The organism is Pseudomonas sp. FDAARGOS_761 (assembly GCF_013343155.1).
Classification (GTDB): domain Bacteria; phylum Pseudomonadota; class Gammaproteobacteria; order Pseudomonadales; family Pseudomonadaceae; genus Pseudomonas; species Pseudomonas aeruginosa.
The window spans coordinates 3,188,326-3,213,755 of sequence record NZ_CP054572.1; the positions used below are offsets into that span (position 1 = coordinate 3,188,326).

General features: G+C 64.3%; 37 protein-coding genes. 14 read left to right on the top strand and 23 right to left on the bottom strand.

Annotated elements, in window-relative coordinates; all coding sequences use genetic code 11:
• Window positions 1–3: 3 nt before the first annotated feature.
• The 7 genes from pheT to FOC67_RS14675 form a co-directional block, all read right to left on the bottom strand.
• Window positions 4–2,382: a phenylalanine--tRNA ligase subunit beta gene (gene pheT, locus FOC67_RS14645; RefSeq protein WP_009313950.1), complete on the bottom strand. Its 2,379-nt coding sequence runs from the start codon at window positions 2,380–2,382 to the stop codon at window positions 4–6.
• Window positions 2,383–2,416: 34 nt separating this feature from the next.
• Window positions 2,417–3,433, bottom strand: coding sequence for a phenylalanine--tRNA ligase subunit alpha (gene pheS, locus FOC67_RS14650; RefSeq protein WP_124169605.1), 1,017 nt, complete (start codon window positions 3,431–3,433; stop codon window positions 2,417–2,419).
• Window positions 3,434–3,530: 97 nt separating this feature from the next.
• On the bottom strand, window positions 3,531–3,887 hold the full coding sequence (rplT, locus tag FOC67_RS14655; RefSeq protein ID WP_003099086.1) for a 50S ribosomal protein L20: 357 nt from the start codon (window positions 3,885–3,887) through the stop codon (window positions 3,531–3,533).
• 23 nt (window positions 3,888–3,910) lie between these two features.
• On the bottom strand, window positions 3,911–4,105 hold the full coding sequence (gene rpmI, locus FOC67_RS14660; protein WP_003090673.1) for a 50S ribosomal protein L35: 195 nt from the start codon (window positions 4,103–4,105) through the stop codon (window positions 3,911–3,913).
• A gap of 61 nt (window positions 4,106–4,166) precedes the next feature.
• Window positions 4,167–4,718, bottom strand: coding sequence for a translation initiation factor IF-3 (gene infC, locus FOC67_RS14665; RefSeq protein ID WP_003119938.1), 552 nt, complete (start codon window positions 4,716–4,718; stop codon window positions 4,167–4,169).
• Window positions 4,718–6,640, bottom strand: a complete 1,923-nt coding sequence (gene thrS / locus FOC67_RS14670; protein ID WP_003090677.1) for a threonine--tRNA ligase — start codon at window positions 6,638–6,640, stop codon at window positions 4,718–4,720. Before thrS ends, infC begins: the two co-directional genes overlap by 1 nt.
• Window positions 6,641–6,889: 249 nt before the next feature.
• The gene (locus tag FOC67_RS14675; protein ID WP_003090679.1) at window positions 6,890–7,753 is read right to left on the bottom strand and encodes an alpha/beta fold hydrolase; all 864 of its coding nucleotides are present in this window, start codon (window positions 7,751–7,753) and stop codon (window positions 6,890–6,892) included.
• 191 nt (window positions 7,754–7,944) lie between these two features.
• Between FOC67_RS14675 and FOC67_RS14680 the strand changes: the two genes are divergently transcribed.
• Entirely contained in the window at window positions 7,945–8,271 is a 327-nt protein-coding gene (locus FOC67_RS14680) for a hypothetical protein (RefSeq protein WP_003090681.1), read from the top strand.
• Window positions 8,272–8,355: 84 nt separating this feature from the next.
• Entirely contained in the window at window positions 8,356–8,532 is a 177-nt protein-coding gene (locus tag FOC67_RS14685; RefSeq protein WP_003099098.1) for a hypothetical protein, read from the top strand.
• Window positions 8,533–8,857: 325 nt separating this feature from the next.
• Here FOC67_RS14685 and FOC67_RS14690 read toward each other — a convergent pair whose 3' ends face one another.
• The 4 genes from FOC67_RS14690 to FOC67_RS14705 form a co-directional block, all read right to left on the bottom strand.
• On the bottom strand, window positions 8,858–9,145 hold the full coding sequence (locus FOC67_RS14690) for a DUF3509 domain-containing protein (protein ID WP_003090684.1): 288 nt from the start codon (window positions 9,143–9,145) through the stop codon (window positions 8,858–8,860).
• A 198-nt stretch (window positions 9,146–9,343) separates the two neighbouring features.
• A complete protein-coding gene (locus tag FOC67_RS14695) occupies window positions 9,344–9,577 on the bottom strand; it encodes a hypothetical protein (protein ID WP_003090686.1) in 234 nt (77 codons plus the stop codon).
• Between the two features lie 53 nt (window positions 9,578–9,630).
• On the bottom strand, window positions 9,631–10,413 hold the full coding sequence (map, locus tag FOC67_RS14700; protein WP_003108868.1) for a type I methionyl aminopeptidase: 783 nt from the start codon (window positions 10,411–10,413) through the stop codon (window positions 9,631–9,633).
• Window positions 10,410–10,631, bottom strand: coding sequence for a ParD-like family protein (locus tag FOC67_RS14705; RefSeq protein ID WP_003090688.1), 222 nt, complete (start codon window positions 10,629–10,631; stop codon window positions 10,410–10,412). The genes map and FOC67_RS14705 overlap by 4 nt, the downstream gene beginning before the upstream one ends.
• A gap of 157 nt (window positions 10,632–10,788) precedes the next feature.
• Between FOC67_RS14705 and FOC67_RS14710 the strand changes: the two genes are divergently transcribed.
• Together FOC67_RS14710 and FOC67_RS14715 are read left to right on the top strand one after the other, a co-directional pair.
• A complete protein-coding gene (locus FOC67_RS14710) occupies window positions 10,789–11,502 on the top strand; it encodes an endonuclease (RefSeq protein ID WP_003099106.1) in 714 nt (237 codons plus the stop codon).
• An 18-nt stretch (window positions 11,503–11,520) separates the two neighbouring features.
• The gene (locus tag FOC67_RS14715; RefSeq protein WP_009313948.1) at window positions 11,521–12,039 is read left to right on the top strand and encodes a thermonuclease family protein; all 519 of its coding nucleotides are present in this window, start codon (window positions 11,521–11,523) and stop codon (window positions 12,037–12,039) included.
• Here the strand turns inward: FOC67_RS14715 and FOC67_RS14720 are convergent.
• Both FOC67_RS14720 and FOC67_RS14725 read right to left on the bottom strand, forming a co-directional pair.
• Window positions 12,014–12,244, bottom strand: a complete 231-nt coding sequence (locus FOC67_RS14720) for a hypothetical protein (RefSeq protein WP_003090795.1) — start codon at window positions 12,242–12,244, stop codon at window positions 12,014–12,016. The two genes, FOC67_RS14715 and FOC67_RS14720, sit on opposite strands and share 26 nt — an antisense overlap.
• A 65-nt stretch (window positions 12,245–12,309) precedes the next feature.
• The gene (locus tag FOC67_RS14725) at window positions 12,310–12,543 is read right to left on the bottom strand and encodes a DUF3509 domain-containing protein (RefSeq protein WP_003090796.1); all 234 of its coding nucleotides are present in this window, start codon (window positions 12,541–12,543) and stop codon (window positions 12,310–12,312) included.
• Between the two features lie 222 nt (window positions 12,544–12,765).
• Between FOC67_RS14725 and FOC67_RS14730 the strand changes: the two genes are divergently transcribed.
• Entirely contained in the window at window positions 12,766–13,665 is a 900-nt protein-coding gene (locus FOC67_RS14730; RefSeq protein WP_003090797.1) for a YihY/virulence factor BrkB family protein, read from the top strand.
• Here the strand turns inward: FOC67_RS14730 and FOC67_RS14735 are convergent.
• The gene (locus tag FOC67_RS14735) at window positions 13,655–13,972 is read right to left on the bottom strand and encodes a hypothetical protein (RefSeq protein WP_003108875.1); all 318 of its coding nucleotides are present in this window, start codon (window positions 13,970–13,972) and stop codon (window positions 13,655–13,657) included. The genes FOC67_RS14730 and FOC67_RS14735 overlap by 11 nt on opposite strands.
• A gap of 155 nt (window positions 13,973–14,127) precedes the next feature.
• Window positions 14,128–14,571, bottom strand: coding sequence for a YqaA family protein (locus tag FOC67_RS14740; RefSeq protein ID WP_003114414.1), 444 nt, complete (start codon window positions 14,569–14,571; stop codon window positions 14,128–14,130).
• 136 nt (window positions 14,572–14,707) lie between these two features.
• Here FOC67_RS14740 and FOC67_RS14745 point away from each other — a divergent pair, with 136 nt between their 5' ends.
• Together FOC67_RS14745 and FOC67_RS14750 are read left to right on the top strand one after the other, a co-directional pair.
• Window positions 14,708–15,082, top strand: a complete 375-nt coding sequence (locus FOC67_RS14745) for a DUF5064 family protein (RefSeq protein ID WP_003090800.1) — start codon at window positions 14,708–14,710, stop codon at window positions 15,080–15,082.
• A 110-nt stretch (window positions 15,083–15,192) separates the two neighbouring features.
• Complete coding sequence (locus FOC67_RS14750) at window positions 15,193–15,522, top strand: YqjD family protein (RefSeq protein WP_003090802.1); 330 nt, start codon at window positions 15,193–15,195, stop codon at window positions 15,520–15,522.
• Between the two features lie 65 nt (window positions 15,523–15,587).
• Here the strand turns inward: FOC67_RS14750 and FOC67_RS14755 are convergent, their stop codons facing one another.
• The gene (locus FOC67_RS14755) at window positions 15,588–15,785 is read right to left on the bottom strand and encodes a hypothetical protein (RefSeq protein WP_003090804.1); all 198 of its coding nucleotides are present in this window, start codon (window positions 15,783–15,785) and stop codon (window positions 15,588–15,590) included.
• Window positions 15,786–15,963: 178 nt separating this feature from the next.
• Between FOC67_RS14755 and FOC67_RS14760 the strand changes: the two genes are divergently transcribed.
• Both FOC67_RS14760 and eco read left to right on the top strand, forming a co-directional pair.
• Complete coding sequence (locus FOC67_RS14760; protein ID WP_003090806.1) at window positions 15,964–16,194, top strand: DUF2789 domain-containing protein; 231 nt, start codon at window positions 15,964–15,966, stop codon at window positions 16,192–16,194.
• A 347-nt stretch (window positions 16,195–16,541) separates the two neighbouring features.
• Window positions 16,542–17,012: a serine protease inhibitor ecotin gene (gene eco / locus FOC67_RS14765; protein WP_009313947.1), complete on the top strand. Its 471-nt coding sequence runs from the start codon at window positions 16,542–16,544 to the stop codon at window positions 17,010–17,012.
• Window positions 17,013–17,063: 51 nt separating this feature from the next.
• Here the strand turns inward: eco and FOC67_RS14770 are convergent, their stop codons facing one another.
• Window positions 17,064–17,450 carry a hypothetical protein gene (locus FOC67_RS14770; protein ID WP_003160516.1) on the bottom strand — a complete coding sequence of 129 codons (387 nt, stop codon included), beginning with the start codon at window positions 17,448–17,450 and terminating at the stop codon, window positions 17,064–17,066.
• 186 nt (window positions 17,451–17,636) lie between these two features.
• Window positions 17,637–18,080 carry a PACE efflux transporter gene (locus FOC67_RS14775; RefSeq protein ID WP_003090812.1) on the bottom strand — a complete coding sequence of 148 codons (444 nt, stop codon included), beginning with the start codon at window positions 18,078–18,080 and terminating at the stop codon, window positions 17,637–17,639.
• A gap of 102 nt (window positions 18,081–18,182) precedes the next feature.
• On the opposite strand from FOC67_RS14775, the gene FOC67_RS14780 reads away from it, so the two are divergent.
• Entirely contained in the window at window positions 18,183–19,070 is an 888-nt protein-coding gene (locus FOC67_RS14780) for a LysR family transcriptional regulator (RefSeq protein ID WP_003090813.1), read from the top strand.
• 210 nt (window positions 19,071–19,280) lie between these two features.
• On the opposite strand, the gene FOC67_RS14785 is transcribed toward FOC67_RS14780, so the two are convergent.
• On the bottom strand, window positions 19,281–19,595 hold the full coding sequence (locus FOC67_RS14785; protein WP_003090814.1) for a hypothetical protein: 315 nt from the start codon (window positions 19,593–19,595) through the stop codon (window positions 19,281–19,283).
• A 364-nt stretch (window positions 19,596–19,959) separates the two neighbouring features.
• Between FOC67_RS14785 and FOC67_RS14790 the strand changes: the two genes are divergently transcribed.
• Together FOC67_RS14790 and FOC67_RS14795 are read left to right on the top strand one after the other, a co-directional pair.
• Complete coding sequence (locus FOC67_RS14790) at window positions 19,960–21,237, top strand: OprD family porin (RefSeq protein WP_003099122.1); 1,278 nt, start codon at window positions 19,960–19,962, stop codon at window positions 21,235–21,237.
• Between the two features lie 156 nt (window positions 21,238–21,393).
• Window positions 21,394–21,765 carry a hypothetical protein gene (locus FOC67_RS14795; RefSeq protein WP_009313944.1) on the top strand — a complete coding sequence of 124 codons (372 nt, stop codon included), beginning with the start codon at window positions 21,394–21,396 and terminating at the stop codon, window positions 21,763–21,765.
• A gap of 42 nt (window positions 21,766–21,807) precedes the next feature.
• Here the strand turns inward: FOC67_RS14795 and FOC67_RS14800 are convergent, their stop codons facing one another.
• Both FOC67_RS14800 and FOC67_RS14805 read right to left on the bottom strand, forming a co-directional pair.
• Entirely contained in the window at window positions 21,808–22,152 is a 345-nt protein-coding gene (locus tag FOC67_RS14800; RefSeq protein WP_003090818.1) for a cupin domain-containing protein, read from the bottom strand.
• A 111-nt stretch (window positions 22,153–22,263) separates the two neighbouring features.
• Window positions 22,264–22,473, bottom strand: coding sequence for a hypothetical protein (locus FOC67_RS14805; RefSeq protein ID WP_003090820.1), 210 nt, complete (start codon window positions 22,471–22,473; stop codon window positions 22,264–22,266).
• Window positions 22,474–22,742: 269 nt separating this feature from the next.
• On the opposite strand from FOC67_RS14805, the gene FOC67_RS14810 reads away from it, so the two are divergent.
• Entirely contained in the window at window positions 22,743–22,931 is a 189-nt protein-coding gene (locus FOC67_RS14810; RefSeq protein WP_009313943.1) for a hypothetical protein, read from the top strand.
• A gap of 14 nt (window positions 22,932–22,945) precedes the next feature.
• On the opposite strand, the gene FOC67_RS14815 is transcribed toward FOC67_RS14810, so the two are convergent.
• A complete protein-coding gene (locus FOC67_RS14815) occupies window positions 22,946–23,137 on the bottom strand; it encodes a hypothetical protein (protein ID WP_003099127.1) in 192 nt (63 codons plus the stop codon).
• A gap of 348 nt (window positions 23,138–23,485) precedes the next feature.
• On the opposite strand from FOC67_RS14815, the gene FOC67_RS14820 reads away from it, so the two are divergent.
• Window positions 23,486–24,181 (top strand): alpha/beta hydrolase, encoded by a 696-nt coding sequence (locus FOC67_RS14820; RefSeq protein ID WP_003090823.1) that lies wholly within the window; start codon window positions 23,486–23,488, stop codon window positions 24,179–24,181.
• Window positions 24,182–24,228: 47 nt separating this feature from the next.
• Here FOC67_RS14820 and FOC67_RS14825 read toward each other — a convergent pair whose 3' ends face one another.
• Window positions 24,229–25,128 carry a Dyp-type peroxidase gene (locus FOC67_RS14825; protein ID WP_003119903.1) on the bottom strand — a complete coding sequence of 300 codons (900 nt, stop codon included), beginning with the start codon at window positions 25,126–25,128 and terminating at the stop codon, window positions 24,229–24,231.
• Window positions 25,129–25,430: the final 302 nt, after the last annotated feature.

Consider the following 25,430-nt stretch of genomic DNA (forward strand, 5'->3'; position numbering starts at 1 on the left):
ACGCTATTTCCTTAACGTGGCATTGAACCTTTCTTCCAACGACGTGACGATGTTCTGCGTCGTGCTATTGACTTCATCGTCATTAAGAGTGCGCGATGGATGCTGCCAGGTCAAGCCGACGGCAAGGCTTTTTCTATGCGGATCAATGCCTTTACCGTGATACACATCAAACAGCCTGAGGTCCGTCAGCCATTCGCCGGCCGCCGCACGGATTTGTGTCAGGATGTCTTGTGCCGGCACGTCCTGATCCACCAGCAGCGCCAGGTCGCGGCGCACTTCGGGGAAGCGCGACAGCTCGCGGAACTTCGGCAGGTGGCCGTCGACCACTTCGGCCAGCAGCAGCTCGAAGAGGAACACCGGCTGCTCGAGGTCGAGTTTCTTCGCCAATTCCGGATGCAGCGCGCCCAGGTAGCCGACCAGCCGCCCTTCCCGCTCGATGCGCGCGGTCTGCCCCGGGTGCAGCGCCGGGTGCTCGCCGGGCACGAAGCTGAAGTCGCCGAGGGCACCGGCACTGGCCAGCACTGCCTCGACATCGGCCTTGGCGTCGAAGAAGTCCACGCCGTCACGGCCGTTGGCCCAGCCTTCCGGCAGGCGCTTGCCGCAGATGGCGCCGGCGAGCATGGCTTCCTGCTTCAGGCCTTCCAGTTGACCGACGAAGCGCAGGCCACTTTCGAACAGGCGGACCCGCGACTGTTGGCGGTTGAGGTTGTGCTGCAGCGCCTTGACCAGGCCCGGCCAGAGGCTGGAACGCATCGCCGCCATGTCGGCGGAGATCGGGTTGGCCAGGGTCAGCGGCTGGGTGCCCGGATCGAACAGTTCGAACAGGGCCGGATCGATGAAGCTGAAGGTGATCGCTTCCTGGTAGCCGCGGGCGACCAGCAGGCGCCGCAGCAGCGGCAGCGCGGCGCGCGCTTCCGGCTTGTTGTTCGGCGCCAGGCGCGCCTGCGGGTAGCGCACCGGCAGGCGATTGTATCCGTAGAGACGGGCCAGTTCCTCGATCAGGTCGACTTCCAGGGAAATGTCGAAGCGATGGCTCGGTACGCCGACCGACCACTGCCCTTCCCCGTCGGCTACCACCGTCAGCTCCAGGGCTTGCAGCAGGCGCACGATCTCGGCGGCGTCCAGCGGCATGCCGAGCATCTGGGTCACACGCTCGGCGCGCAGGTTGATCGGCGCGACCTTCGGCAGGTGCGCTTCGCTGGCCTGCTCGACGATCGGCCCCGGCTCGCCGCCGACGATGTCGAGGATCAGGCGCGTCGCGCGCTCCATGGCCTTGCGCGCCAGTTGGCTGTCGACGCCGCGCTCGAAGCGATGCGAGGAGTCGGTGTGCAGGCCATAGGAGCGAGCCTTGCCGGCCAGGGCGATGGTGTCGAAGAACGCGGCTTCGAGGAACAGGTCGCGGGTGCTGTCGCTGACGCCGCTGTGCTCGCCGCCCATCACCCCGGCGATGGCCAGGGCGCGCTGGTGGTCGGCGATCACCAGGGTGTCGGCGCGCAGGGTGATTTCCTGGCCGTCGAGCAGGACCAGTTTCTCGCCGTCCTCGGCCATGCGCACGCGCACGCCGCCGTTGATCTCGGCAAGGTCGAAGGCATGCATCGGCTGGCCCAGTTCGATCATCACGTAGTTGGTGACGTCGACCACCGGGTCGATGCTGCGGATGTCGGAACGGCGCAGGCGCTCGACCATCCACAACGGGGTCGGCCGGCTCAGGTCGACGTTGCGGATCACCCGGCCGAGGTAGCGCGGGCAGGCGGCCGGCGCGGCGAGTTCGACCGGACGGATCTCGTCGTGCTGCGCGGCGACCGCGTCCACCGCCACCGACGCCAGCGGGACGTCGTAGATGGCGCTGACTTCGCGGGCCAGGCCGGCGAGCGACAGGCAGTCGCCGCGGTTCGGGGTCAGGCCGACCTCGATGGTGTAGTCGTCCAGCTCCAGGTAGGTGCGGACGTCCTGGCCGACCGGCGCGTCGGCCGGCAGCTCGAGCAGACCGGCGTTCTCTTCGCTGATCTGCAATTCCTTGGCCGAGCAGAGCATGCCGAAGGACTCGACGCCACGCAGCTTGGCTTTCTTGATCTTGAAGTCGCCCGGCAGTTCGGCGCCGATCATGGCGAAGGGAATCTTCAGGCCCGCGCGCACGTTGGGCGCACCGCAGACGACCTGGAAGGTCTCGCTGCCGTTGCTGACCTGGCAGACGCGCAGCTTGTCGGCGTCCGGATGCTGTTCGGTCGAGAGCACCTCACCGACCACCACGCCGCTGAAGGCGCCGGCGACCGGCAGGTCGGCGTCGACCTCGAGGCCGACCATGGACAGGCGAGCGACCAGCTCGTCATGGGAAACCTGCGGATTTGCCCAGCTCCGCAGCCACTTTTCACTGAATTTCATCCTGTTCTCCTAAGGAATCCGGTTGCGTTCTGGCCTAGCGGAATTGTCCGAGGAAGCGCAGATCGTTATCGAAGAACAGACGCAGGTCGTTCACCCCGTAGCGCAGCATGGCCAGGCGCTCGGCGCCCATGCCGAAGGCGAAGCCCTGGAATTTCTCGGGATCGATGTTGGACATGCGCAGCACGTTCGGGTGCACCATGCCGCAACCCATGACTTCCAGCCAGCCGGTCTGCTTGCACACGCGGCAGCCGTTGCCGCTGCAGATCACGCACTGGATGTCCACTTCGGCCGAGGGCTCGGTGAAGGGGAAGAAGGACGGACGGAAGCGCACTTCGAGCTGCTTCTCGAAGAAGGCGCGGAGGAATTCCTCGATGGTGCCCTTGAGGTCGGCGAAGCTGACGCCCTCGTCCACCAGCAGGCCTTCCACCTGGTGGAACATCGGCGAGTGGGTCAGGTCGGAGTCGCAGCGGTAGACGCGCCCCGGGCAGACAATGCGGATCGGCGGCTGCTGGCACTCCATGGTCCGCACCTGCACCGGTGAGGTGTGGGTACGCAGCAGCATGTTCGCATTGAAATAGAAAGTATCGTGCATGGCACGCGCCGGGTGGTGGCCCGGAATATTGAGCGCCTCGAAGTTGTGGTAGTCGTCTTCGACTTCCGGGCCTTCGGCGACTTCGTAGCCGATGCGGCTGAAGCACTGCTCGATGCGCTCCAGCGTGCGGGTGACCGGATGCAGGCCGCCGCTCAGCTGGCCACGGCCAGGCAGAGTGACGTCGATGCGCTCCGCGGCCAGCCGGGCGGCCAGCGCGGCCCCTTCCAGCTCGGTCTTACGCGCGTTCAGCGCATCCTGGACCTTTTCCTTGGCCACGTTGATCAGCGCGCCGACCTTCGGCCGCTCTTCGGCCGGCAGGTCGCCCAGGGTCTTCATCACCTGGGTCAGTTCGCCTTTCTTGCCGAGGTAGTGAACCCGGATCTGCTCCAGGGCATTGACGTCTTCGGTGTGTCGCACAGCCTCCAATGCTTGAGAGACCAGCGCATCCAGGTTTTCCATGTATGGACTCCAGATACAAAATAGGGGAAGAGCGGTAAGGCTCTTCCCCTATCGGTGACGTTACGTCCGGACCGAAGTCCGGTGATTGTCGTAGGGCTTAAGCCAAGCTTGCCTTCGCTTTCTCGACAATCGCGGTAAACGCCGCTTTTTCGTTCACTGCCAGATCGGCCAGGACCTTACGGTCGATCTCGATGGCCGCCTTTTTCAGGCCGGCGATCAGGCGGCTGTAGGACAGACCGTTCTGACGAGCACCAGCGTTGATACGGGCGATCCACAGTGCGCGGAACTGACGCTTGCGCTGACGACGGTCACGGTAGGCGTATTGGCCAGCCTTGATCACCGCCTGCTTGGCAACGCGGAACACGCGCGAGCGTGCACCGTAGTAGCCCTTGGCGAGCTTCAGAATTTTCTTGTGACGACGACGGGCGATAACGCCACGCTTAACACGAGCCATGAATTAATCCTCTACCTTAATAATCAGCGCAGACGCAGGGAGCGTTCTACGCGCGCAACGTCAGACTTGTTCAGCATCGAGGTGCCGCGCAGTTGACGCTTACGCTTGGTGGTCATCTTGGTCAGGATGTGGCTCTTGAAGGCGTGCTTGTGCTTGAGGCCACCAGCAGTCTTCTTGAAGCGCTTGGCCGCGCCACTTTTGGTCTTCATCTTTGGCATGTTCGGATACTCCGCATTGAGTGATTACGCATAACCGCAAGGCCTGCCAGTGCCCTGGTGGTTACTTTTTCTTCTTGGGAGCGATGACCATCATCAGCTGGCGTCCTTCCAGCTTAGGATGCTGCTCGACGGTGCCGTACTCCACGAGGTCGGCTTCGACCCGCTTCAACAGCTCCATCCCCAGCTCCTGGTGAGCCATCTCACGGCCGCGGAATCGCAGGGATACCTTGGCCTTGTCCCCTTCACTAAGGAAACGTACCAGGTTGCGTAGTTTTACCTGGTAATCCCCTTCTTCCGTCCCTGGACGAAACTTGATTTCTTTGACCTGCGCCTGCTTCTGGTTCTTCTTGGCGACCGCAGCCTGCTTCTTCTTCTCGAACAGGTGCTTGCCGTAGTCCATGATGCGGCAGACAGGAGGCACCGCGTCGGCCGAAATCTCAACCAGGTCCAGCTTCGCCTCTTCGGCTAGGCGGATCGCCTCATCGATCGAAACAACACCAACCTGCTGGCCATCAGCTCCAATCAACCGTACCTCACGAGCCGAGATGTTCTCGTTGATCGGGGGTTTCGGTTGAGCTCGCTTATCCTGTCTCATTTCACGCTTAATAATGATTACTCCGAGTCTTGGCGACCACGCCGGGAAACCGCCTGTGCCAACAGCTCAGCGAACTGGGTGACGGGCATGGAGCCCAGGTCTTCCCCTTCGCGCGTACGCACCGCGACGGCCTTCGATTCAACTTCCCGATCTCCAATAACCAAGAGATAGGGAACCTTGAGCAAAGTATGCTCGCGGATTTTAAAGCCGATCTTCTCGTTTCTCAAGTCGGACTTGGCACGGAATCCGCTTTCCCCGAGGATCCGCACCACCTCGGCGGCGAAATCGGCCTGCTTGTCGGTGATATTCATCACCACCGCCTGGGTCGGCGCCAGCCAGGCCGGGAAGGCTCCGGCGTAGTGCTCGATGAGCATGCCGATGAAGCGCTCGAAGGACCCGAGGATCGCACGGTGCAGCATCACCGGGCGCTTACGGTTGTTGTCCTCGGCGATGTAGCTGGCGTCCAGGCGCTCCGGCAGGTTCGGGTCGTACTGCAGGGTGCCGCACTGCCAGTTACGGCCGAGGCAGTCCTTCAGGGTGAACTCGATCTTTGGCCCATAGAACGCGCCCTCGCCCGGCTGGTATTCCCAGGCCAGGCCGGATTCGTTCAGCGCATCGGCCAGCGCGCCTTCGGCGCGATCCCACAGCTCGTCGGAACCGACGCGCTTGGCCGGACGGGTCGACAGCTTCATGGCGATGTCGGTGAAACCGAAGTCGCGGTAGACCTGCAGGGTCAGCTTGATGAAATCGGCCGCTTCCTTCTTCACCTGCTCTTCGGTGCAGAAGATATGCGCGTCGTCCTGGGTGAAGCCGCGTACGCGCATGATCCCGTGCAGCGCGCCGGACGGCTCGTTGCGGTGGCAGGCGCCGAACTCGGCGAGGCGCAGCGGCAGGTCGCGGTAGGACTTCAGGCCCTGGTTGAAGATCTGCACGTGGCACGGGCAGTTCATCGGCTTGACCGCGTAGTCGCGGCTTTCCGAGGAGGTGGTGAACATGTTCTCGGCGTAGTTCGACCAGTGGCCCGAACGCTCCCAGAGGATGCGGTCGACCACCTGCGGGGTACGCACTTCGACATAGCCATGGTCGCGCTGGACCTTGCGCATGTACTGCTCGAGCACCTGGTAGACGCTCCAGCCGTTCGGGTGCCAGAACACCATGCCCGGCGCCTCTTCCTGCAGGTGGAACAGGTCGAGCTGCTTGCCGATGCGGCGATGGTCGCGCTTCTCGGCCTCTTCGATGCGCTGGATGTAGGCCGCCAGTTGCTTCTTGTCGGCCCAGGCGGTGCCGTAGATACGTTGCAGTTGCTCGTTCTTCGAGTCGCCGCGCCAGTAGGCGCCGGAAATCTTGGTCAGTTGGAACGCCTTGAGGAAGCGGGTGTTCGGCACGTGCGGGCCGCGGCACATGTCCACATACTCCTCATGGAAGTACAGGCCCATGGCCTTCTCGTCCGGCATGTCGTCGATCAAGCGCAGCTTGTAGTCTTCGCCACGGGACTTGAACAGCTCGATGACCTCGGCGCGCGGGGTCATCTTCTTGATCACGTCGTAGTCCTTGTCGATCAGCTCGCGCATGCGCTGCTGGATCGCCGCCATGTCCTCGGGGGTGAAGGGGCGCTCGAAGAAGATGTCGTAGTAGAAGCCTTCCTCGATCACCGGGCCGATGACCATCTTCGCGGTCGGATAGAGCTGCTTGACCGCATGGCCGACCAGGTGGGCACAGGAGTGGCGGATGATCTCCAGTCCTTCCTCGTCCTTGGGCGTGATGATCTGCAGGGTCGCGTCGCGATCGATGGTGTCGCAGGCGTCGACCAGGCGGCCGTCGACCTTGCCGGCGAGGGTCGCCTTGGCCAGGCCCGCGCCGATGGATTGGGCCACCTCGGCCACGGAGACCGGGTGATCGAAGGAACGTTGACTGCCGTCGGGAAGAGTAATGATGGGCATGGCGCCTCCTCTCCTAGTGGTGACCCCTACCAAAGGCCACGTGGGTTGGGATGTGCCAGTAAGCGTCGCCCGCCGGGCCGGCCTGCCTCACAGTGGCAGGCGCCTTGCGGCACCCCTGCGCCGAAGCGCGCGGACGGAGATCACTGGGAATGGATACTGACGAAAAACGCCGGAGCTGATCCGGCGCGAAGCGCCCATGGTAAAGCATCCGTGGCGAGCTGACGAGCGGTCAGTTCGCCCGGCCTCGCTTCAGGACGTTTCCACGTCCGGCGCAACGCCATCGACGCGCGCCAGGAACTCCAGTACCGACCGGTTGAAAGCCGCCGGACGGGTGGCATTGAGGCCATGGGACGCACCCTGGATGCGTTGCAGCTTGGCGCGCGGCAGGGCCGCCGCCAGCGCCTCGGCGGTGGCCGGGAACGGTTGCGGACTGCGTTCGCCGTTGAGGATCAGGCTCGGCAGGTCGATCGAGCGCAGTTCCGACAGCGCCAGCGCCGGCGGCTGGTCGGCCACCTGCCCGACCAGGGTCATGGCGTTGTCCAGGGTCATTCGGCGGAACGTCGCCGACGAGCGTTTCCATACCCCGGCGCCGCTCACCGTATCGACGAACAGTTCCAGCCCCCGCTCCGCCTCGCCGCCACGGATCAATTCGAGCGCCTGGCGCCGGAACTGGTTGCGTTCCAATGGCTCCTCGGGCGCAGGCAGGCCGGCGTGAGCGTAGACCTCGGCGGCATAGTCACCGCCGGGATCGGCCAGGCTCAGCGAACGCAGGGCGTCCGGAGCGGCCAGCGCCAGGCGCAACGCCAGGTTGCCGCCACGGGAATGGCCGAGCAGGTGTACCGGCTCGCCGAGCCGCTCGACCAGCGCCAGCAGGTCGGCGACGTGGCGGGCGCTGGTGAAGTCCGCACCCTGCCCGTCCCAGCGCTCGGGGTAGTAGTGACGCAGGCTCGGCACGATCAGCCGGTGGCGCTCGCCGAGGCTGCGCAACTGCCATTGCCAGTAGCGGTAGTCGCAGAGCGAACCGTGGACCAGTAGCACCGGCGTGCCCTCGCCCAGGTCCTGATAGACCAGTTGATACCCATCCACCTCGAACGAGGCGAGTTCGCCACTCATGCACGCAACCCTTTCGGTTTCTTTTTCGACTCAGCGCGACGAACGGTGATCGGGCCCGCAGCCCGATGCACGGCATCGCCTGGAAAAGATGGATGTTAGCGGCCTGAGGTCACGCCCCGTAATGACAAATAGGTCTAGGGCCGTCTCGCCCGCTGGGCTAGGCTGGAAGTTCCCCTGCGGAGGTGACGCCGATGAATACGCCGATCTTCTACGAGCTATTCCGCAACCACCCGCTGCATGCCCCGTCCGCCCGGACCCTGGCGAGCATGCTGGCCCTCGGCCTGGCACTGGCCGGGGTATGGGCCCTGCTGCTGGGCTGGGGCATCGGCCTGGGCATCGACAACTTCGCCATGTACTTCGGCTGGACCGCCCTGCTCATGACCATCCTCCTGGTCGCGCTGTTCCTCGGCGCCACGCTGTTGCGCATGGAGGCCATCTGGCTGGCTTTCCTGCTCGCCCTGCCCCTGCTGACCAGCCTCACCGGCTGCCTGGCTCTGGTCGGCGCCGGCCCCGAGTGACCGCGTTTCAGACCATGGTCGAAGACCGATTGCAGTAATTCCCCTTCCCGCAGGGTCTATCCTTGGGTAAGAGGAGGACGAACCATGACTCCCGAATCCTTCGTCACATTGCTGATCGTCGCCTGGCTGGGCCTCGCCGGCGTCACCCTGTGGGCCTTCCTGCGCGTGCCGCGTCGGCGCGCGCGCCTGCAACGCAAGGCACGGCAAGCCGAAAACCGGCATCCCGCGCGACCGCCACAGCCTCTTCCACAACGCAGCTGAAGCCGCCACGCCGACCGGTCACGGCAGGAAGGCGTGCTGGGAAACCCCCAGCAACAGATAGGCCGCCAGCACGGTGAACGCGAGAAAACCCACGACGTAACGCAGCATCCCGACTCCTGTCAGTCATTTCATCCCTGATGCTGACCCGAACGACCTTGCATCGTTCTGCGCCAGCCTGCCGAAGCGCCGAACGGGCAGACCAGCCCTGGCCTTCCCTTCCGACACGAGCGGGGCCGGTCGATCCTCGCCCAGCCCCCTCGAAGCTTCACTCTAGCACTCTCGCCCGCCCTGCCGGAGGCCTCCGCCAGGATTCCGGACGAACCGTTCAGCCCGCCATGTAGCTCGGCAGGCCGCGCTCCTGCAAACGACGCAGGGTGCCGACCACATCCACCGGCAGGCTCCCCGCCTCCAGGGCCAGGTCGCGGCGCACGGCGTTGATGAACCAGTACATGCGCTTCTCGTCGGCCAACTGAGCGGCGGACACCACGCGACGGGTCACGATCTCTTCGCCGTTGCGCAGGGTCAGCAGGGCGCCGCCGTCTGGACGCATCTGGGTGGATACGGCAAAGGTGGCCTGGAAGGCATCGAACAGCATCTTGATGGACTTTTCCATGATCGTTTATCCCCTCTTGCATGAAAACCGACCGCGAACTTCAGCGCAGCCGCAACACGGGGAAAGGTGGCAGCTTTCATGCCAGCCACATGGAAAATTAAAACAATTTAAAATCAATAACTTACGAAAAGACTCAGCGAAGCGGTCCGTGCAAACTGCAAGATCGTGCGAAATGCATCATGCGATTTGCCAGCAGGCTCAGTCGGAAAACAGCGGCCGGCCCCGCGCATCGAAGCCGCGCACCCGGTACAGCGCCGCTTCCGCCAGCGACAGCGCGGCCGCCGGACTCTCGCACGGCGGCTGGCCCGGCAGCACCAGCCATTCGGTGCGTCCGTCGTCGATGCTGGTTATCTCGATCTCGGCCAGATAGCCGCTGTCCTCGCGCAACCAGGTGGCGCGCAGTTCGAACTCGCCAAAACGCCTGCCGGACACCCGCCAGCCTCCCTTCGGAAAAGTCGTCGCAGTGTAACCAGGCCGGGCGTCGATCAGCCAGCCAGGTCGGCCAGCGCCTCGCGCTCCTCGTCGCGCAGGGTCAGGACCCGGCAACCCCGCTCGGTGACCAGCACGGTGTGCTCGTACTGGGCCGACAGGCGGCGGTCGCGGGTGGTCACGGTCCAGCCGTCCTTGTGCAGCTTCACCGCGTGGCCGCCCTGGTTGATCATCGGTTCGATGGTGAAGGTCATCCCGGCCTTCAGCCGCGCACCCGCGCCAGCGCGACCGAAGTGCAGGACCTGCGGCGCCTCGTGCATCTTGCGGCCGATGCCATGCCCGCAGTATTCGCGGACCACCGAATAACCGTTGGCTTCGGCGTGACTCTGGATGGCATGCCCGATATCGCCGAGGGTGGCGTCCGGGCGCACCACGCGGATCGCCCGGTACAGGCATTCGCGGGTGACGTCGAGCAGCTTCTGCGCCTTGCGGTCGATGGCGCCGACCCGGTACATCTTGCTGCTGTCACCGAAATAGCCGTCCTTGATCACCGTGACGTCGACGTTGACGATATCGCCGTCGCGGAGGATCTGTTGCGCCGACGGCCAGCCATGGCAGACCACCTCGTTGACCGAGGTGTTCACCGTGAACGGATAGCCGTACTGCCCCTTGCTGCCGGGAATCGCCGCGAGGGTGTCGACGATGTAGCGCTCGCAGAAGCGGTCGATCTCTGCCGTGCTGATGCCCGGCCGCACCACCTCGTCGAGGGCTTCGAGGACTTTCGCGGTGAGCGCGCCGGCCACGCTCATGCGCTGGATTTCCTCCGCGCTCTTGATCATCCCGAGATCCTCGCCGCGTCCTGCTCGCGGCGGTCGCTTTCGCGCGCTTCGTCCATCAATTGACGTAGCACCTGCGCATAGGTCAGGCCGGGATTGGCTTCGATCAGCATGCCGATGCGCATCCAGTGCTCGGCCTGGGCATTGATCGAGCGCGACATGGCCTTGCAGGCGATGCGCGCCTCTTCGTGCAATTGCTCGGAAATCTTCACCAGGCCCACACTACACCTCGACTACAAAACATATACGGAACGCATACTAACCATCGCATGGACGCGGCGCAAACGGGAAGGCCCGCCCCTCGCCTGGCCATGGACTGGCCACGATTGGCATCTCCTGCAAAATCAGTAACATGCGGATTTTTTTGGAAGTTGCCGCATGCTTTCCCGTTTGTTTGTAGGCCTTTTCGCCCTCCTCCTCGCCAGCGCCGGCCAGGCCAACGCCCCGCGCACGTTCTCCGAAGCGAAGAAAATCGGCTGGAAGCTCTACGCCCGGCAATCCGTGGAGTTCTACTGCGGCTGTCGCTACTCGGGAAATCGTGTCGACCTCGCCAGTTGCGGCTACAAGCCGAGGAAGAACGCCAACCGCGCGCGGCGCATCGAGTGGGAACACATCGTTCCGGCCTGGGTGATCGGTCACCAGCGGCGCTGCTGGCAGAACGGAGGGCGGAGCAACTGCGCGAGGCACGACAGCACCTACCAGCGCGCCGAGGCCGACCTGCACAACCTGGTGCCGAGCATCGGCGAGGTCAACGGCGACCGCAGCAACTTCGGCTTCGGCTGGCTGCCGCAGAAACCCCAGCAATACGGCGCCTGCCCGATGGTGGTGGACTTCAAGGCGCGCAAGGCGATGCCACGCCCGCAGATCCGCGGGATGATCGCCCGCACCTACTTCTACATGAGCGACCGCTACGGCCTGCGCCTGTCGAAGCAGGATCGCCAGCTCTACAACGCCTGGCACAAGCAGTACCCGCCACAGACCTGGGAGCGCCAGCGCAACCACATGGTCGGTTGCGTGATGGGCTGGGGCAATCCCTATGTCGGCCCGGTGGACCTGGCGACCTGCAGCAACCTATCCTCGCGTCGACGCTGACCTCCGCCGGAGTAGCCCATGATCTTCCGCACCCTCGCCCTGCTGCCGCTCTGCGCCACCCTGGCGTTCGCCGCCGACGCCGGGGAGCGCCGCTTCGACTGCACGGTGGTGGCGATCCACGACGACGCCAGCCTGGGCTGCCGCCTGCCCGGCGCGAACAAGGCACTGCGCATCCAGCTCGACGCCGTCGAGCTACCGGCCGCCGAGCCCTGGCGTCGGCGCGCCCGGGAAGCCCTGGAAGACATGCTGCTCGGCAAATCGGCGACCATCCGCGAGCAAGGCCGCGACGCGCGCTTCCGCATCCTCGGGGCGGCCTGGGTGACCCCGGCCGACTGCCCCACCTGCGGACATACCCTGGATGCCGGGCTGGCCCTGCTGACCATTGGCCTGGCCAGTTGGCGCGACGCGCCGGACAGCGGCCAGACGGCCGAGGCGCGCGGCCAGTACCGGTTCGCCGAGGAAGAAGCGCGGGCGCGCAAGGCTGGCCAGTGGGGACCGCGCGACGCCGCTCCTACAGATGGATCTCCGCGAACTTGATGCCCAGCCCGCGCAGTTCCTTGACCGCGTCGTCGAGCCGTCGGAACGACATCACCTCGTCGCTCTCGTCGACCAGGAAATAGCTGCGCCCGCCGTCCTTCTTGAAGAACACGATCCATTCCCTGGCCAGGGTGGGATTGGCGATGATGTGGGTCGCCGAGATCTTCCCTGCCGCCTGCCTGTCCCGAACCTTCTCGCGCTTCATTGCCTTCCCGTTAGCTGTGTGGAAAGGCGGAATTATCGCATCATCGGTTCCCGCGGCGAAAAAACTCAGCGTGCCGCCATCGCCATTTCCATGCCCGGCACGGCCAGTTCCCGGCGGATGCTGCGGATCAGCCACTCGGTCTCCGGCGGCGCGCTGAGCTGCGGCGAGGGTATGGTGCGAGCCACGTAGCGGCCGTCGGCGGCCTGCAACTGCAACAACAGCGCGCCGTCGTGGCGGCTCTTGCTGGACAACTGGAACTCGGGAAAGGCAGCGGCGATTTTCTTCAGGTCGACAGACATGGTGCGCTCCATTTCTGAGAAGTTGGACGGAGGCCCGCCGCGCGGCGGGCAGGCGCAGTCTGGCTAACGGATGCGACCGAATGATGACGCCGGCGACGAACCAATTCGCCCGCCGTGGCGTCCCAGAAAGGACGCGACGAATTTCACCCAACGGAAAACGCCTGGCGGCAAGCGGCCATCGGTGGTCGATCGTCATCGGCACGCACACAGCAAGGAGATGGAATGTTCCGTACGGCTTATCGGGAAATAGGCCTGTTCGGCCTGGTCAAGCGCACCGTGAACGAGTTCCTCGAGGACGACATGCCGACCTACGCCTCGGCCCTCGCCTACCAGATGCTGTTCTCGCTGTTTCCGTTCCTGCTGGTGCTGATCACCCTCGTAGGCTACCTGCACCTGCCGGAGTTCTTCGCCTGGCTGCGCGAGCAGGCGGCGTTGCTGCTGCCGCCCGAGGCGATGGATCAGGTCAACCCGGTGATCGACCAGTTGCAGCAGCAGAAAGGCGGCCTGCTGTCGATCGGTATCGCGGTGGCGCTGTGGACCTCCTCGGCGGGCATCCGCTCGATGATGATCGCGCTCAACGCCGCCTACGACGTGAAGGAGAGCCGCCCGGTATGGAAGCGCTTCTCCCTGTCGATCCTCTACACCCTCGGCATCGCCCTGTTGTTGCTGGTGGCGGCCGGCCTGATGGTCACCGGGCCGCAGGTAATCGCCTGGATCGCCGGCCTGGTCGGTCTGGAACAGTACCTGGTGACGCTCTGGACCTGGCTGCGCTGGCCTCTTGCGGTGTTCCTGCTGATGCTCGCGGTGGCGCTGTTCTACTACTTGGTGCCGGATGTCGAGCAGCGTTTCCGCTTCATCACCCCCGGCTCGGTGCTCTCGGTGATCGCCTGGATCGCCGCGTCCCTCGCCTATGGCTTCTACGTGAAGAACTTCGCCAACTACAACGCCATGTACGGCAGCATCGGGGCGATCATCATCCTCCTGCTGTACTTCTACCTGTCGGCGGCAGTGGTGCTGTTCGGCGCAGAACTGAACGCGGTGATCGAACACCATTCGGAAGACGGCAAGGACCCTGGCGAACGCGAACTTCCGGACAACGACGACCCCGAACTCAAGGCTTGAGCAGGGCGTCGGCCTCGCTGACGCTGGCCTTGCCGGTGGCGCGCCGGTACAGACACAGCTCGCGGCCCTGGCGGCCCTGCATGTGCGGCTGCGGATAGCGGCCCTGCAGGAGCAGCGCCGAATAGCCCACCTCATCGTCGAAGGGCAGTACCTGCCCCACCGCGCGTACCTGGCGCAAGCCGCTGGCTTTCAGGCAGGCGGCACGCACCATGGCGTCGTGCGCCTGCCACGCCTCGGCCGTGGAAGCCCAGGCCGGCGCCGAACCGAGCAGCAGGCAGACCAGCGATCCCGCAACCACCCTCGACATTGCGCACCTCGCATCGCCGGAAACAGGCAGGAAAAGAGAAGCCCCCGGGACCACAGCGGCAACTAAAGGCCCCGGGGGCGATGAGGCGGCAGTTACACCTCGCAGCAATGGACATTGCCCCGCGAAAAATAGTTCTACGCTCGCCGACGAAGCGCTCAGCCGGCCCAGCCCAGCACCAGCGCAGCCAGGACCAGGTAGCGGAGCGTCTTGGCCAGGCCGACGATCAGCAGGAAACTCCAGCAGGGCTCACGCATGATGCCGGCCACCAGCGTCAGCGGATCGCCGATGACCGGCACCCAACTGAGCAGCAGGGTCCAGCGGCCGTAGCGGCGATAGTGTCGCTGCGCCCTGAGCAACTGCACCTCGCCCACGGGAAACCAGCGGCGACCGCGGAAATGCTCGAGGTAGCGACCCAGCCACCAGTTGACCCAGGAACCCAGCACATTGCCGACGATGGCCAGCGCCAGCAGCCACGCGACCGACTGGCCGCCGCGCAGCAGCAAGGCGGCCAGCACGGTTTCCGACTGCAACGGCAGCAGGGTCGCCGAACCGAACGCCGAGAGGAACAGCCCGGCGTACGCGGCCCAGTCAGTCAACACCCGAACGCTCCCANCGCCATTCGCATCCCCACTCCAATCCGGAAAAAAACTGACCTGGGACAGCCGTCCCGAGGCCGGCGAAGCATACCCTGGCAGGCAAGGGCATTTCCCCGGTTATCCGAAAAGGAGGCAGGCCATGTTCATTCCCGGCCATCTGCATCTCGCCTCGGCCAGCGAAGTCGACCGCCAGGCATTCGATATCCACCTGCGCTACCGGGTCCTGGAGGCCGAGGCCCGCCCGGTGGCCGTACACTTCGACATGGAGGGCCGGATCGACGGCCAGCCTTTCAGCGAAAGCTTCGAACTGCCGCGCGACGCCGCCGTGCATTTCGCCAGCCGTGCCAGTCGCCTGGCCCGGCGCCACGGCCTGCGCTTGCGGCAGGGACCGATCGTGCGCCAGCGCCGCGAGTACGACGCTATGTTCGACGACCTGCGCCGACGCCTGAAACTCAAGAGCGGCGAAGCGATCGACCTCGACCGCTACCTGCGCGGCGAGGCCGGGGCATCCTGAAACGGCTCTCCCGCATGCTACGGAAGCCCCCGACGCAGGCCATGCCGTGCAACTTTCAGCGAAGCGGGCGACTCCATACCTAGGTAACCATCCTCGTCAAGGAGACCGACATGACTCTGAAAACCCGCTCCGCTCGCGCCAAGCAGGCTATCCAGGACCAGGCCATGGCCGAACTGCAGGACCTGATCGCCGAGGTGGACCAGTTGATGAGCGGCACCGGCAGCCTGGCCGGCAAGGAGGGCGCGAACCTGCGTGAACAGATCAATTCCGTGCTGCATCGTGGTCGCGACGCCATCGAGCGCACCCGCCGCGGCGTGGTGCAACGCAGCCAGGCGGCCGCCGAAGCGACCGAGGAATACGTCGAGGACCATCCCTGGCAGACCATCGCCGTCTCGGCCGGCGCCGGCTTCCTCCTCGGCTTGCTGGTGGGCCGCCGCTAGGGCGTTTCCGCAGGCAACAGAAAGCCCGCGCTCGGCGGGCTTTTCGGCAAGGCAAGGGCCTTGGCTCAGGCGGAGATCGCCGCCTCCAGCGGCCAACTCAGTTCCCAGGTTCCCTTCAAGGCTTCCGCCTCGTCACGGCTGGTGAAGGGGCCGGCCCACATGGCGCCGTCCACCATCAGGATCCAACAGGCCAGCAATCCCTTGCTGCGCAGCGATTCGGGAACGGACGTCCCCACCAGCACGGCGACTTCGATTCTGGACATAGGCTGACTCCGGTTATCATTAGCTTGCTAATAATAAGCGCCCGCCCCTTCGCCATGAAGCACGCCGCGCACAACAGTCTTTTTCATCTGCGACAAAATTACCCACCCCCGGCTCCCACGGCGGCCCTGCCGTCCCGCCGGCTATAGTGGAAAAACAGCGAATCCAGGAGGAACCGTCATGGACACCAGCCCGCACACCTTTTCCAACCTGTTCCGCCAGTTGGGGCTCCCCGCTGGGCGGGACGACATCGTCGCCTTTCTCGCCCGGCACCACCTCGAGGAGGGCACGGCGCTGCCCGATGCGCCATTCTGGAACCCTGCCCAGGCCAGCTTCCTGCGCGAGGCCCTGGCCGAGGACTCCGACTGGGCCGAACAGGTCGATGAACTGGCCTTGCAACTGACCCGCTGAAAAAACGCAAACTGATGCGCTGACGGCTCTATCGTGCGGAACTTGCTATGAGTTGGCGGGGAATTTCAAGTCACCGGCATCGATAGCCACTATCAGTCCAAAGCATTTTTCCCCAGCGGAGCGGCGTGAGATCGTAGCGACGTCGGGAGAACCCCAAGTCCCCGACGCTCCTTTGAAGACCATCGCCCTCCCCCCGCAGATGGTCTTTTTTTTGCCCGCGATTCGGCCGTGCCCCGACCAGCTGGCCCAGGACATGGAACATTCCGTTACGTCCCCCACTGAACTTTTCACCCGTGCCTCGGTGTCTTACCCTGCTCGCGTTACCACGTAAGGAGAACCTCAAGGACATGAAAGCACTACTGATCGCCGCCGGCGTTGCCGCTCTTTCCAGCACCGCCATGGCCGCCAAACTGGATGAAAAGGTTCCCTACCCGAAGGCAGATGCCGGCTTCACCCGCCAGGTCATCCACCTGCCGAAACAGGACGCGGAAGACGCATTCAAGGTCGAGATCATCGCCGGCAAGACCCTCGAGGCCGACTGCAACCAGCAGCGCCTGGGCGGCGAGCTGGAAGAACACACCCTGGAAGGCTGGGGCTACTCCTACTACCGCCTGGACAAGGTCAGCGGGCCGATGAGCACGATGATGGCCTGCCCCGGCCAGAAGAAGGAGCAGCGCTTCATCCCGGTGGTCGGCGAAGGCTTCCTGCTGCGCTACAACAGCAAGCTGCCGATCGTGGTCTATGCGCCGAAGGACGTGGAGGTCCGCTATCGGATCTGGTCGGCGACCGAAAAGGTCGAGAAAGCGGTCAGCGAATAAACGCCGCGCATGAAAAAGCCGCCCACGGGCGGCTTTTTCGTTGCGCCGGCGTCAGCCCGGCACCAGGCCGATGTTCAGGCCGGAGTCCACGGTGATCCGGTAATGCGTGGTCTGCCCGTTCTGCACATGCACCACCTGCTTGGGCGCCTCGCCGCGGCAGATCCCATCGCCCTGCACGGATACCACCCGCAGCCCCGCCGGAAGACGGAAACGCGCGCTCTCGCCGGCCTGGATCTCGGCGGCCAGGCGGCTATCGATGATCAAGCGGGTATTGCAGACGCTGCCGAGGAACTCGCGGTCCCGGGAAACCACCAGGAAGGCGTCGCCGTCGTCACGGAACTGGTAGTTGTACAAACGCTCCTTCGGTACCTGGTCCGTCTCGTCGAGCGAGGGCGTCGATGTCGAACAACCCGCCAGCAAGACGGCCCCCAGTAGCATCCCCAAAATCCGCATAGTGACCCCAATCCGTTCATCGAAATGCCGCACCCCATCCTCGCCGGGGCAGACCTTCATGGCTTGCGGTCGTACTTCCTCCCTGAACCGGCACCACAGCGCACGTCCGTCTAAGGTAGGCGATTTGCCCCGGCCAAGGCGAGCGCGAATGGCGCTGAAGAAAAAAAATCCTCAGACGGAGGCCGCCTCGCCGGCCGGCAACGCGGAAGTCGGGAGGCCGAACAGGCGATCGAAGGCCCAGTTGAAGAGGAAGGTGTAGCACGGGATCAGGACGATCAGCGCCAGGTCCAGCCAGAACGCCTCCAGCAGGGAAATCCCCATCCACCAGGCGATCAGCGGGATCAGGTAGACCACCAGGGTCAGCTGGAAGCCGATGGCGTGCGCCACCCGCCGCGCAATGCTGCGTCCGCGCACGGCCTGGCGCCGCTCCCAGAACTCGAACAGGCAGTTGTAGATGAAGTTCCAGGTCACCGCGACGGTGGTGATCACCACCGCCAGGGGGCCGGTGGTAGTGGGCGTGGAACCGGCGAGCAGGGCCAGCCCCAGGGTCGAGATACTCATCCCGATCAATTCGTAGGCGGTCACGTAGACCAGTTTGCGCTTGATGCCTTGCACGTGGACCTCTCGGGCGTGATAGCGGAAAGGCGGGCAAGGTTGGATCAATTTTCTTGACAGAAAAAGTCAGCAGCTTTCAGATCTGCTGACAGGAGAATTGCCATGAACTTTTCCAGCGATACCATCGAGCTGTTCCTCGCCGTCCTCGACCGCGGCTCCTTTTCCGGCGCCGCCCGTGCCTTGGGTCGAGTGCCTTCGGCGGTGAGCATGGGCATCGCCAACCTGGAGGCGGAGCTGGGTTTCGCCCTTTTCGAGCGAACCCACCGCGAAGCCCGTCCTACGGCGCTGGCCAGGGCCCTGGCACCGCAAGCGCGGATGATCGCCGAGCAGCTCGCCCAGTTGCAGGTGCATGCGCTGGAACTCTCCCAGGGATTGGAAAGCCGCCTGTCGCTCGGCGTGGTTGCGGACATCGACAGCGGGCGGCTGTTCGGCGCCCTCCGCACCCTTTCCGAGCGCTACCCGCTGCTCGATGTCGAGGTGCTCAGCGCGGCGCAGGACGATGCCCTCGCCCTGCTCCATGGCGGCCGCATCAGCCTGTGCTTCGGATTCGCCGGCATCAGCGTGAACCCGCAGGAGCGCTTCCAGTATGTCGGCGCGGAATCGCTGGTCGCGACCATCTCGCCGCACCATCCCGCCCTGCAGAAGCCGGGGCAGGCGCTGTACCTGGAAGAGCTGGTGAACGTGCGGCAGATCCTGGTGGCCAGTTGCGACCTGCCGTTGGCCGACACCCGTCCGCTGATTGCCGGCGCCTGCTGGCGCACCGACAGCCTGGGCACGGCACTGGAAATGGTCGAGGCGGGGATCGGCTGGGGCAATTTCCCGTTGTCCCGGGTCGCGCCGCTGCTGGCAACGGGAAGGCTGGTACGCCTGGACTTCAGGAATACCAAGAACGAGCTGAAACTGCCTGTCCACGCTATCTGGCTGAAAAACCAGCCATTGCGCAAGGCCGCCCAGGAACTGGTTGGCATGCTGGCCACCCGTCCCGATTGAAGCGTTATGCAATGCACTTCACAGAAAAAACGAGACCCGTCACGCGAATCGCCGCACACGCCGGCTCCCCGGCCTCCAGTACTTGATCTCGATCAAGCGCAGCGCCGGCCATAGGCAGATGATCGTTCTGCGGCCATCCTCCGTTTGCGGCCGTAGAGCTCCGGACACTTCATGCTAGGGGGGCCGGAGCTCTTCCCTCTTCCTCGCGGCTCAGGAACAGGTCCTGGCCGCATCGATGAAGGCCCCGCGGGTGACCCAGGGCTGCTGGTCATGGATTCGCACCAGGCTGCCACCCCTCGCCGGCTGCACCTCCAGCCACTGACCGGCGTCCGCCAGGCGATAGCCGCGGCCTTCCTCCACCAGCGCCACGCCGGGCGCCTGGCGTTGCCACTTGGGCAAGACGCACATCGCGTAATCGTAGGGAGCCTTGCTGGTGCTGGCGGCCAGCGCCGGGGCGTTCGAAGCGGGAGGCGAGGCACAGGCGGACAAGGCCAGGGCGGCGAATACAGCGATAAGAATCTTCATGTCACGTCCCTCTTTGTCGATCCGTTCACGATTCGACGGTATCACCGCCCAAAGCGAGAACTGCAGCGACTTCGCGGCATGGTACTTATCGATAAGGTTGATATTGCAGGCGCATGACGAAGCGATCCGGCAACGCCCGATTCAGAGCCTATGGAAGGGGCTTTCCTTGCACTTTGGTTATTAGCAAATGACTCGAAGCTTTCTTGGATCGAACAATGTTCTGGTATTGTTGCGCCGCCAACGGGAGAAACAAGAAACCAGAACCGCCACGCACGGTAAATGGGACAAATGACTCCCGTGCACTTCGAACCTTGCGCTTCCTTCAATTTCAGCGCACATCAAGCCAACAACCAGGAACAATAAGATGTTGAAGAAAAGGATTTGCCTGCTGGCACTGGGCATCGCGACTGCAAGCCAGGCGATGGCCAATGACCAAGAAGCAGCAAAGGGGTTTGTCGAGGACAGCCACCTCGATCTGTTCTTCCGCAATGGCTACATCAGCCGTGACTACAAACATGGCCGGCAGGACAAGGCCGAATGGGGCCAGGCCGCCACTGCCACCTTCACCTCCGGCTTCACCCAGGGGACGGTGGGCGTCGGTGTCGACGCGTTCGGCCTGTACGCGGTACGCCTGGACGGCGGCAAGGGTCGTAGCGGCGCCGCCGGTATCGACTTCTTCAAGCAGGGCGACAGCGGCTCCGCGGCAGACGATCTGTCCAAGGGCGGCGCGGCGGTGAAGTTCCGCATCTCCAACACCGTGCTCAAGTACGGCGACCAGATGCCCAGCCTGCCGGTGCTCAGCTACGACAACTCGCGCCTGCTCCCGGAAAGCTACAGCGGCACCCTGATCACCTCCAAGGAGATCGAGGGCCTGGAGCTGAACGCCGGTCGCTTCACCGCGGAATCCCGCAAGAGCGCCGAAGGGCGCGACAGCGGCGGCCTGAAGAGCATCAACGTGTTCGGCGGCAAGTACGCCTTCACCGATCACTTCAACGCCTCGCTGTACGCTTCCGACGTCGAGGACGTACTGAAGAAGCAGTACATCAACCTGAACTACACCATCCCGCTGCAGGCCGACCAGTCGCTGAACTTCGACTTCAACGGCTATCGCACCAAGCTGGACAGCGACTTCGCCGACCAGAACTTCAACGGTAACCGCGACAACAAGATCTGGAGCCTGGCGGCGTCCTACACCATCGACGCCCACACCTTCATGATCGCCCACCAGCGCAACACCGGCGACACCGGCTACAACTACGGCTGGTACCAGAACGCCGGCGGCATCGGCGACGGCGGCACCACCATCTGGCTGGCCAACTCCTACTGGTCGGACTTCAACGCCGAGGACGAGCGTTCCTGGCAGGTCAGCTACGCCCTGGACTTCGCCAAGTACGGCGTGCCCGGCCTGACCTACCGCGTAGCCTACGTGCGGGGCGACAACATCAAGACCGCCGAGACCAGCAACGGCAAGGAGCGCGAGATCTTCAACCAGGTCCAGTACGTGGTGCAGAGCGGTCCGGCCAAGGACCTCACCCTGCGTCTGCGCAGCTCGTTCCTGCGTGTCTCCAACGACGCCCGCTCGTACAACGACGACGGCAACGAAATCCGTGCCTTCGTCGAGTACCCGTTCAGCGTGTTCTGATCGAACCCGCGAGCGCGACGAGAACCCCGGGCCAGTCCCGGGGTTTTCTTTTTTGCGTTTCGTGCGCCAGTTCAACCTTATCGGGTGGCGCCGCACAGCATCGGAAAGCCGGTGATAGCATTCGCTCTCGCTTGCCATTGCTTATCGATATCGACAATGCCGTTCCGGAAACACCTTCTGCTCCCCCTCCTCGGTCTTGCCCTGCTGCTCGGCGGTTGCGGCCCCAGTGTCAGTTACTCCTACATTCCGCCGACCAGCGATGCCGGCCTGCACTGCGTGAGCCAGTGCAATGCCGAGAAGCGCCAGTGCAAGACCCTCGCCAAGCTGCAGCAGCGCCAGGACGAGGCGCTCTACCAGGCGCAGAACACGGCCTACAACTACTGCATGCAGAACAGCGACAAGAAGAAGCGCAAGTCCTGCCCCTACCCGCAGCGCAACTTCGATTTCGGCGACGACTGCCAGGACGAGTACCGCAGTTGCTACCAGTCCTGCGGCGGCACCATCCGCCGCATCGTCCACCAGGACTGAGGCGCGACGTCCGGCAGGCATCCCGGACGTGCGGCAATACCGTCAGGCGAAGACGAAGTACTTGCGCACCGTCTCCACTACCTCCCAGGTACCACGCAGGCCCGGCTCGATGACGAACACGTCGCCCGCCCTCAGGTGCACCGGTTGCTCGCCTTCCGGGGTGATGATGCAGTAGCCGTCGAGGAAGTGGCAGAACTCCCAGCGTTCGTAGTTCACCTCCCACTTGCCCGGCGTGCAGATCCAGGTGCCCATCAGCTTGCTGCCGTCCGCCGAGGCGTATGCGTTGAGGTTGACGGTATGCGGATCGCCGTCGATCCGCTTCCACTTGGTGGCGTCCAGCACGGGTACGGGACAGGTATCGCGCAGTACGGTGATGAAATCTGACATGGTCGCTCCAGGAAGGCAGTGGATGAATGCCTCACCATAGGGCCACGCGCGGGGCGCCGGTTGTCTGGGTTCGACATCCGCCTAGCTGAAAGCGCTAGGCAGCCCGGGTGCTCAGCGACGCCTGCCATTCAGCGCTGCCAGCAGGTCGCAGACCATGATCAGCAGCAGCATGGGCACGGCGAACGGAAAGAACGCCAGCGCCGCGTATTCGTAGGCCTGGCCCGTCCACCACAGGCAAAGGCTGGCGACCGCCACGAGCAGGAAGCTGGCGGCGACGATGAACTTGCACAAGCGCGAGGCGAACCTGAGCGTATCGTCCACGACGAATCTCCTTCGGCGACTCCCCCGCAGTCTGCCGAAACCGCTCTGTCCCGGCGGTGACGCAAGAATGACGATTCGGACAGAATTGTTACGCCTGCCGCAAAACTTCATTCCACTTTGTTAGCTGGCTAATCAAATTCCCCCTTGATATCGTCTTTTTCGCCAGATCCCCAAGGCCTGGCAAATGTCCCTTGTACAGGCCATTACCAACCCTCCCCCCGCTTGGTAATGGCCTTTTTTTCCCTTCTGCCGTAGTCCATGGAGATCGCATGCCACGCATTGCCCTGGTCCTGGGTGTGCTGCTGGTCAGCGCCTGCGCACAGCCTGTCACGCCGGACTCGATAGTCGAGGAATCGTTTTCCCGCAGCGCCAGCGAACGCCAGCTGGAAGAGCTGAACCGCCAGGGCCTTCCCTACGAGCAGTACCGGATGCGCCGCCAGCGCATTCTCGGCCGCTGATCCCGGCGCCGCGCCTAGCGCTTCTTCGGCACCACCGCCCGCACCGCCTCGCAGACGACCAGCCCGACCATCAGCGGGATCAGCAGCGGCAGAATCGACATCGAGAGGTTTTCCGCTCCCGAGCTGAGGAGAAACGGAAACTGGCTGAGGAAGGCGACCATCGCCAGGCTGAGCAGAATCAGCAGGCCGTAGAGGCATGACGCCAATTTCAGAGCTTTTTCCATGACCGGGTAGAAAGTGAAGGATTCGGAAGAAAATCTACCCGCCCCGCTCCCCCGGTATGGCGAGAAGCAAGATTTTTTCAGATTCGGGTGCCCCGAAAAGACGCGAACCCGACCGACCGATCACCCCTCCATGCCCGTCGCGACAACCCGATCGGTCGGGTCCGGACTTGCAACATACCGCCGTGCCGATATCACGTCGCCTACCGGAACAAGGAGTTGTTCTTTTCGACGAACGTCCTCGCCTCCCGCTATCGCCCGCCCATCGCGACCTCGTATGCTCGCCGGGCGATGCCTCATGCCAGCAACCCTCACCCACAAGGGAGCAACACGATGAGCAACCTGCCTGCGATCATCCTGGTCCACGGCTTCTGGGGCGGCGCCGCCCACTGGAGCAAGGTCATTCTCGAACTGAAACGCCTCGGCCACGACAACCTGCATGCCGTCGAACTACCGTTGACCTCGCTGGCGGACGATGCCGAGCGGACGCGCAAGATGATCGCGCAGCAACAGGGGCCGGTCCTGCTGGTCGGACACTCCTATGGCGGCGCGGTGATCACCGAGGCCGGCAACCAGCCGAATGTGGTCGGGCTGGTCTATATCGCCGCCTTCGCCCCCGACAGCGGCGAAAGTCCCGGTGGCATCACCCAGGAGCACTTGCCCCTGGCCGCAGCGAACCTGGCGCCGGACAGCGATGGCTATCTCTGGGTGAAGGCGGACAGGTTCCACGAAAGCTTCTGCCAGGATCTCGCTGCGGACGAAGGGCTGGTCATGGGCATCACCCAGAAGGCTCCGCTGGCCAGCACTTTCGGCGATGCCATCGGCAGCCCGGCCTGGAAGAGCAAGCCCTCCTGGTACCAGATTTCCAGCGCCGATCGCATGATTGCGCCGGAGAACCAGGAGCGGATGGCCGCGCGGATCGCACCGAGGAAGATCGTCACCCTCGATGCCAGCCACGCGTCACTGGCCTCGCGAGCGAAGGAAGTAGCGGCGCTGATCGACGAGGCCGCCGTGGCCACCGCCCACTAGCGCCGCGCAGGACGCGGCAGCAGGCCTGGCCTGCTGCCGCGGCGGGCTCAGAGGCCGAGGGCGGACAGGTCGAGGCGGCCGTCGGCCATGGGCGGACACCAGAAGTAGCTGCCGCTGATCGGCCGGGTGAAACGGAACAGGCCATCGAGCACCCCGTCTTCCACGCCGATCATCCGTAGCCACTGGACCTCGAAGGCCTCGAACGAGCGGCCGAAGGCGGCGAACAACAGCCCCGCGCGGTGCTCGTCGGACCAGGGCGCGCCGCGCCGCAGGAGGAACGCGGCGGGCTCGAAGCTTTCCTGCTCGGTGCGCTTGACGTGGGCGTAGGCCGGCGCGTCTTCCAGTTCTTCATCGTCGGACTTGCGGCGGCCGATGATGTTGTCCATCTCCTCGCCGGGGATCGCCTGCATCCGGTCGAAGTCATGCAGCCACTGCTGGACAGCAACGAAACTGCCGCCATCCAGGCCCGCACCGCGCCCGGAGACCAGCGCGGCTTCGAGCGCCGCATCGCCCTTGGGATTCTCGGTGCCGTCCTTGTAGCCGGACAGGTCGCGGTCCTCGCCGTAGAGGAACGCATCCACCGCGCCGGTCCGCTGGAAGGCCGGCGCCAGCGACCGTTCCAGCGCGTGCGAACGCAGCGTCACCTCGCCGCGATCCTCGCCGCGCAGCCAGCACCACAGCGCGGAGGGCGTGGACGGCAGGTCGATGCCGGGCGCGGCGAGCACCGGATAGTCCTTCATGCCCTCGACGGTCTTGCCGAGGCTGAGCATCAGCGAATGGCCGATACCCACCACCAGCTGGTAACCATCGGTGGCCGCGGCCAGGCTGGCCAAGGTCGCGGCCACCTGCTCGGGTTGGGAAATGCTGAAAAACAGGTAGCGACCCACCACCGGAATCGGGGTGAGAATGCCTGGCTGAGCCGCGCTCATGTTGCCTCCATCTATCATCAGGCCGTGCGCCGCTCGTGGCGATGCACCTTCGATCTCGTTCTGGTTCGAGCAATGCTCGGTTTCGGAGCGCAGCGGCAGGCGACGCCAAGCGAAGCGGCTCCGAAATACCCGCGCATCCTAAACCGGTGCAACGCCAGAGACCACTCGAAGACGAGGGAAAAGCGCGAAGTCGGACCTGCGTCGCTCAGAACTCCATCGGCATGAGACCGACCACCAGGCCGGCGACGGCAAGGGCAAACACCAGCAGGGCCTTGGCGAGTTCGAGATGATGGGCGTTCATGGGCTTACCTGTCGGAGGG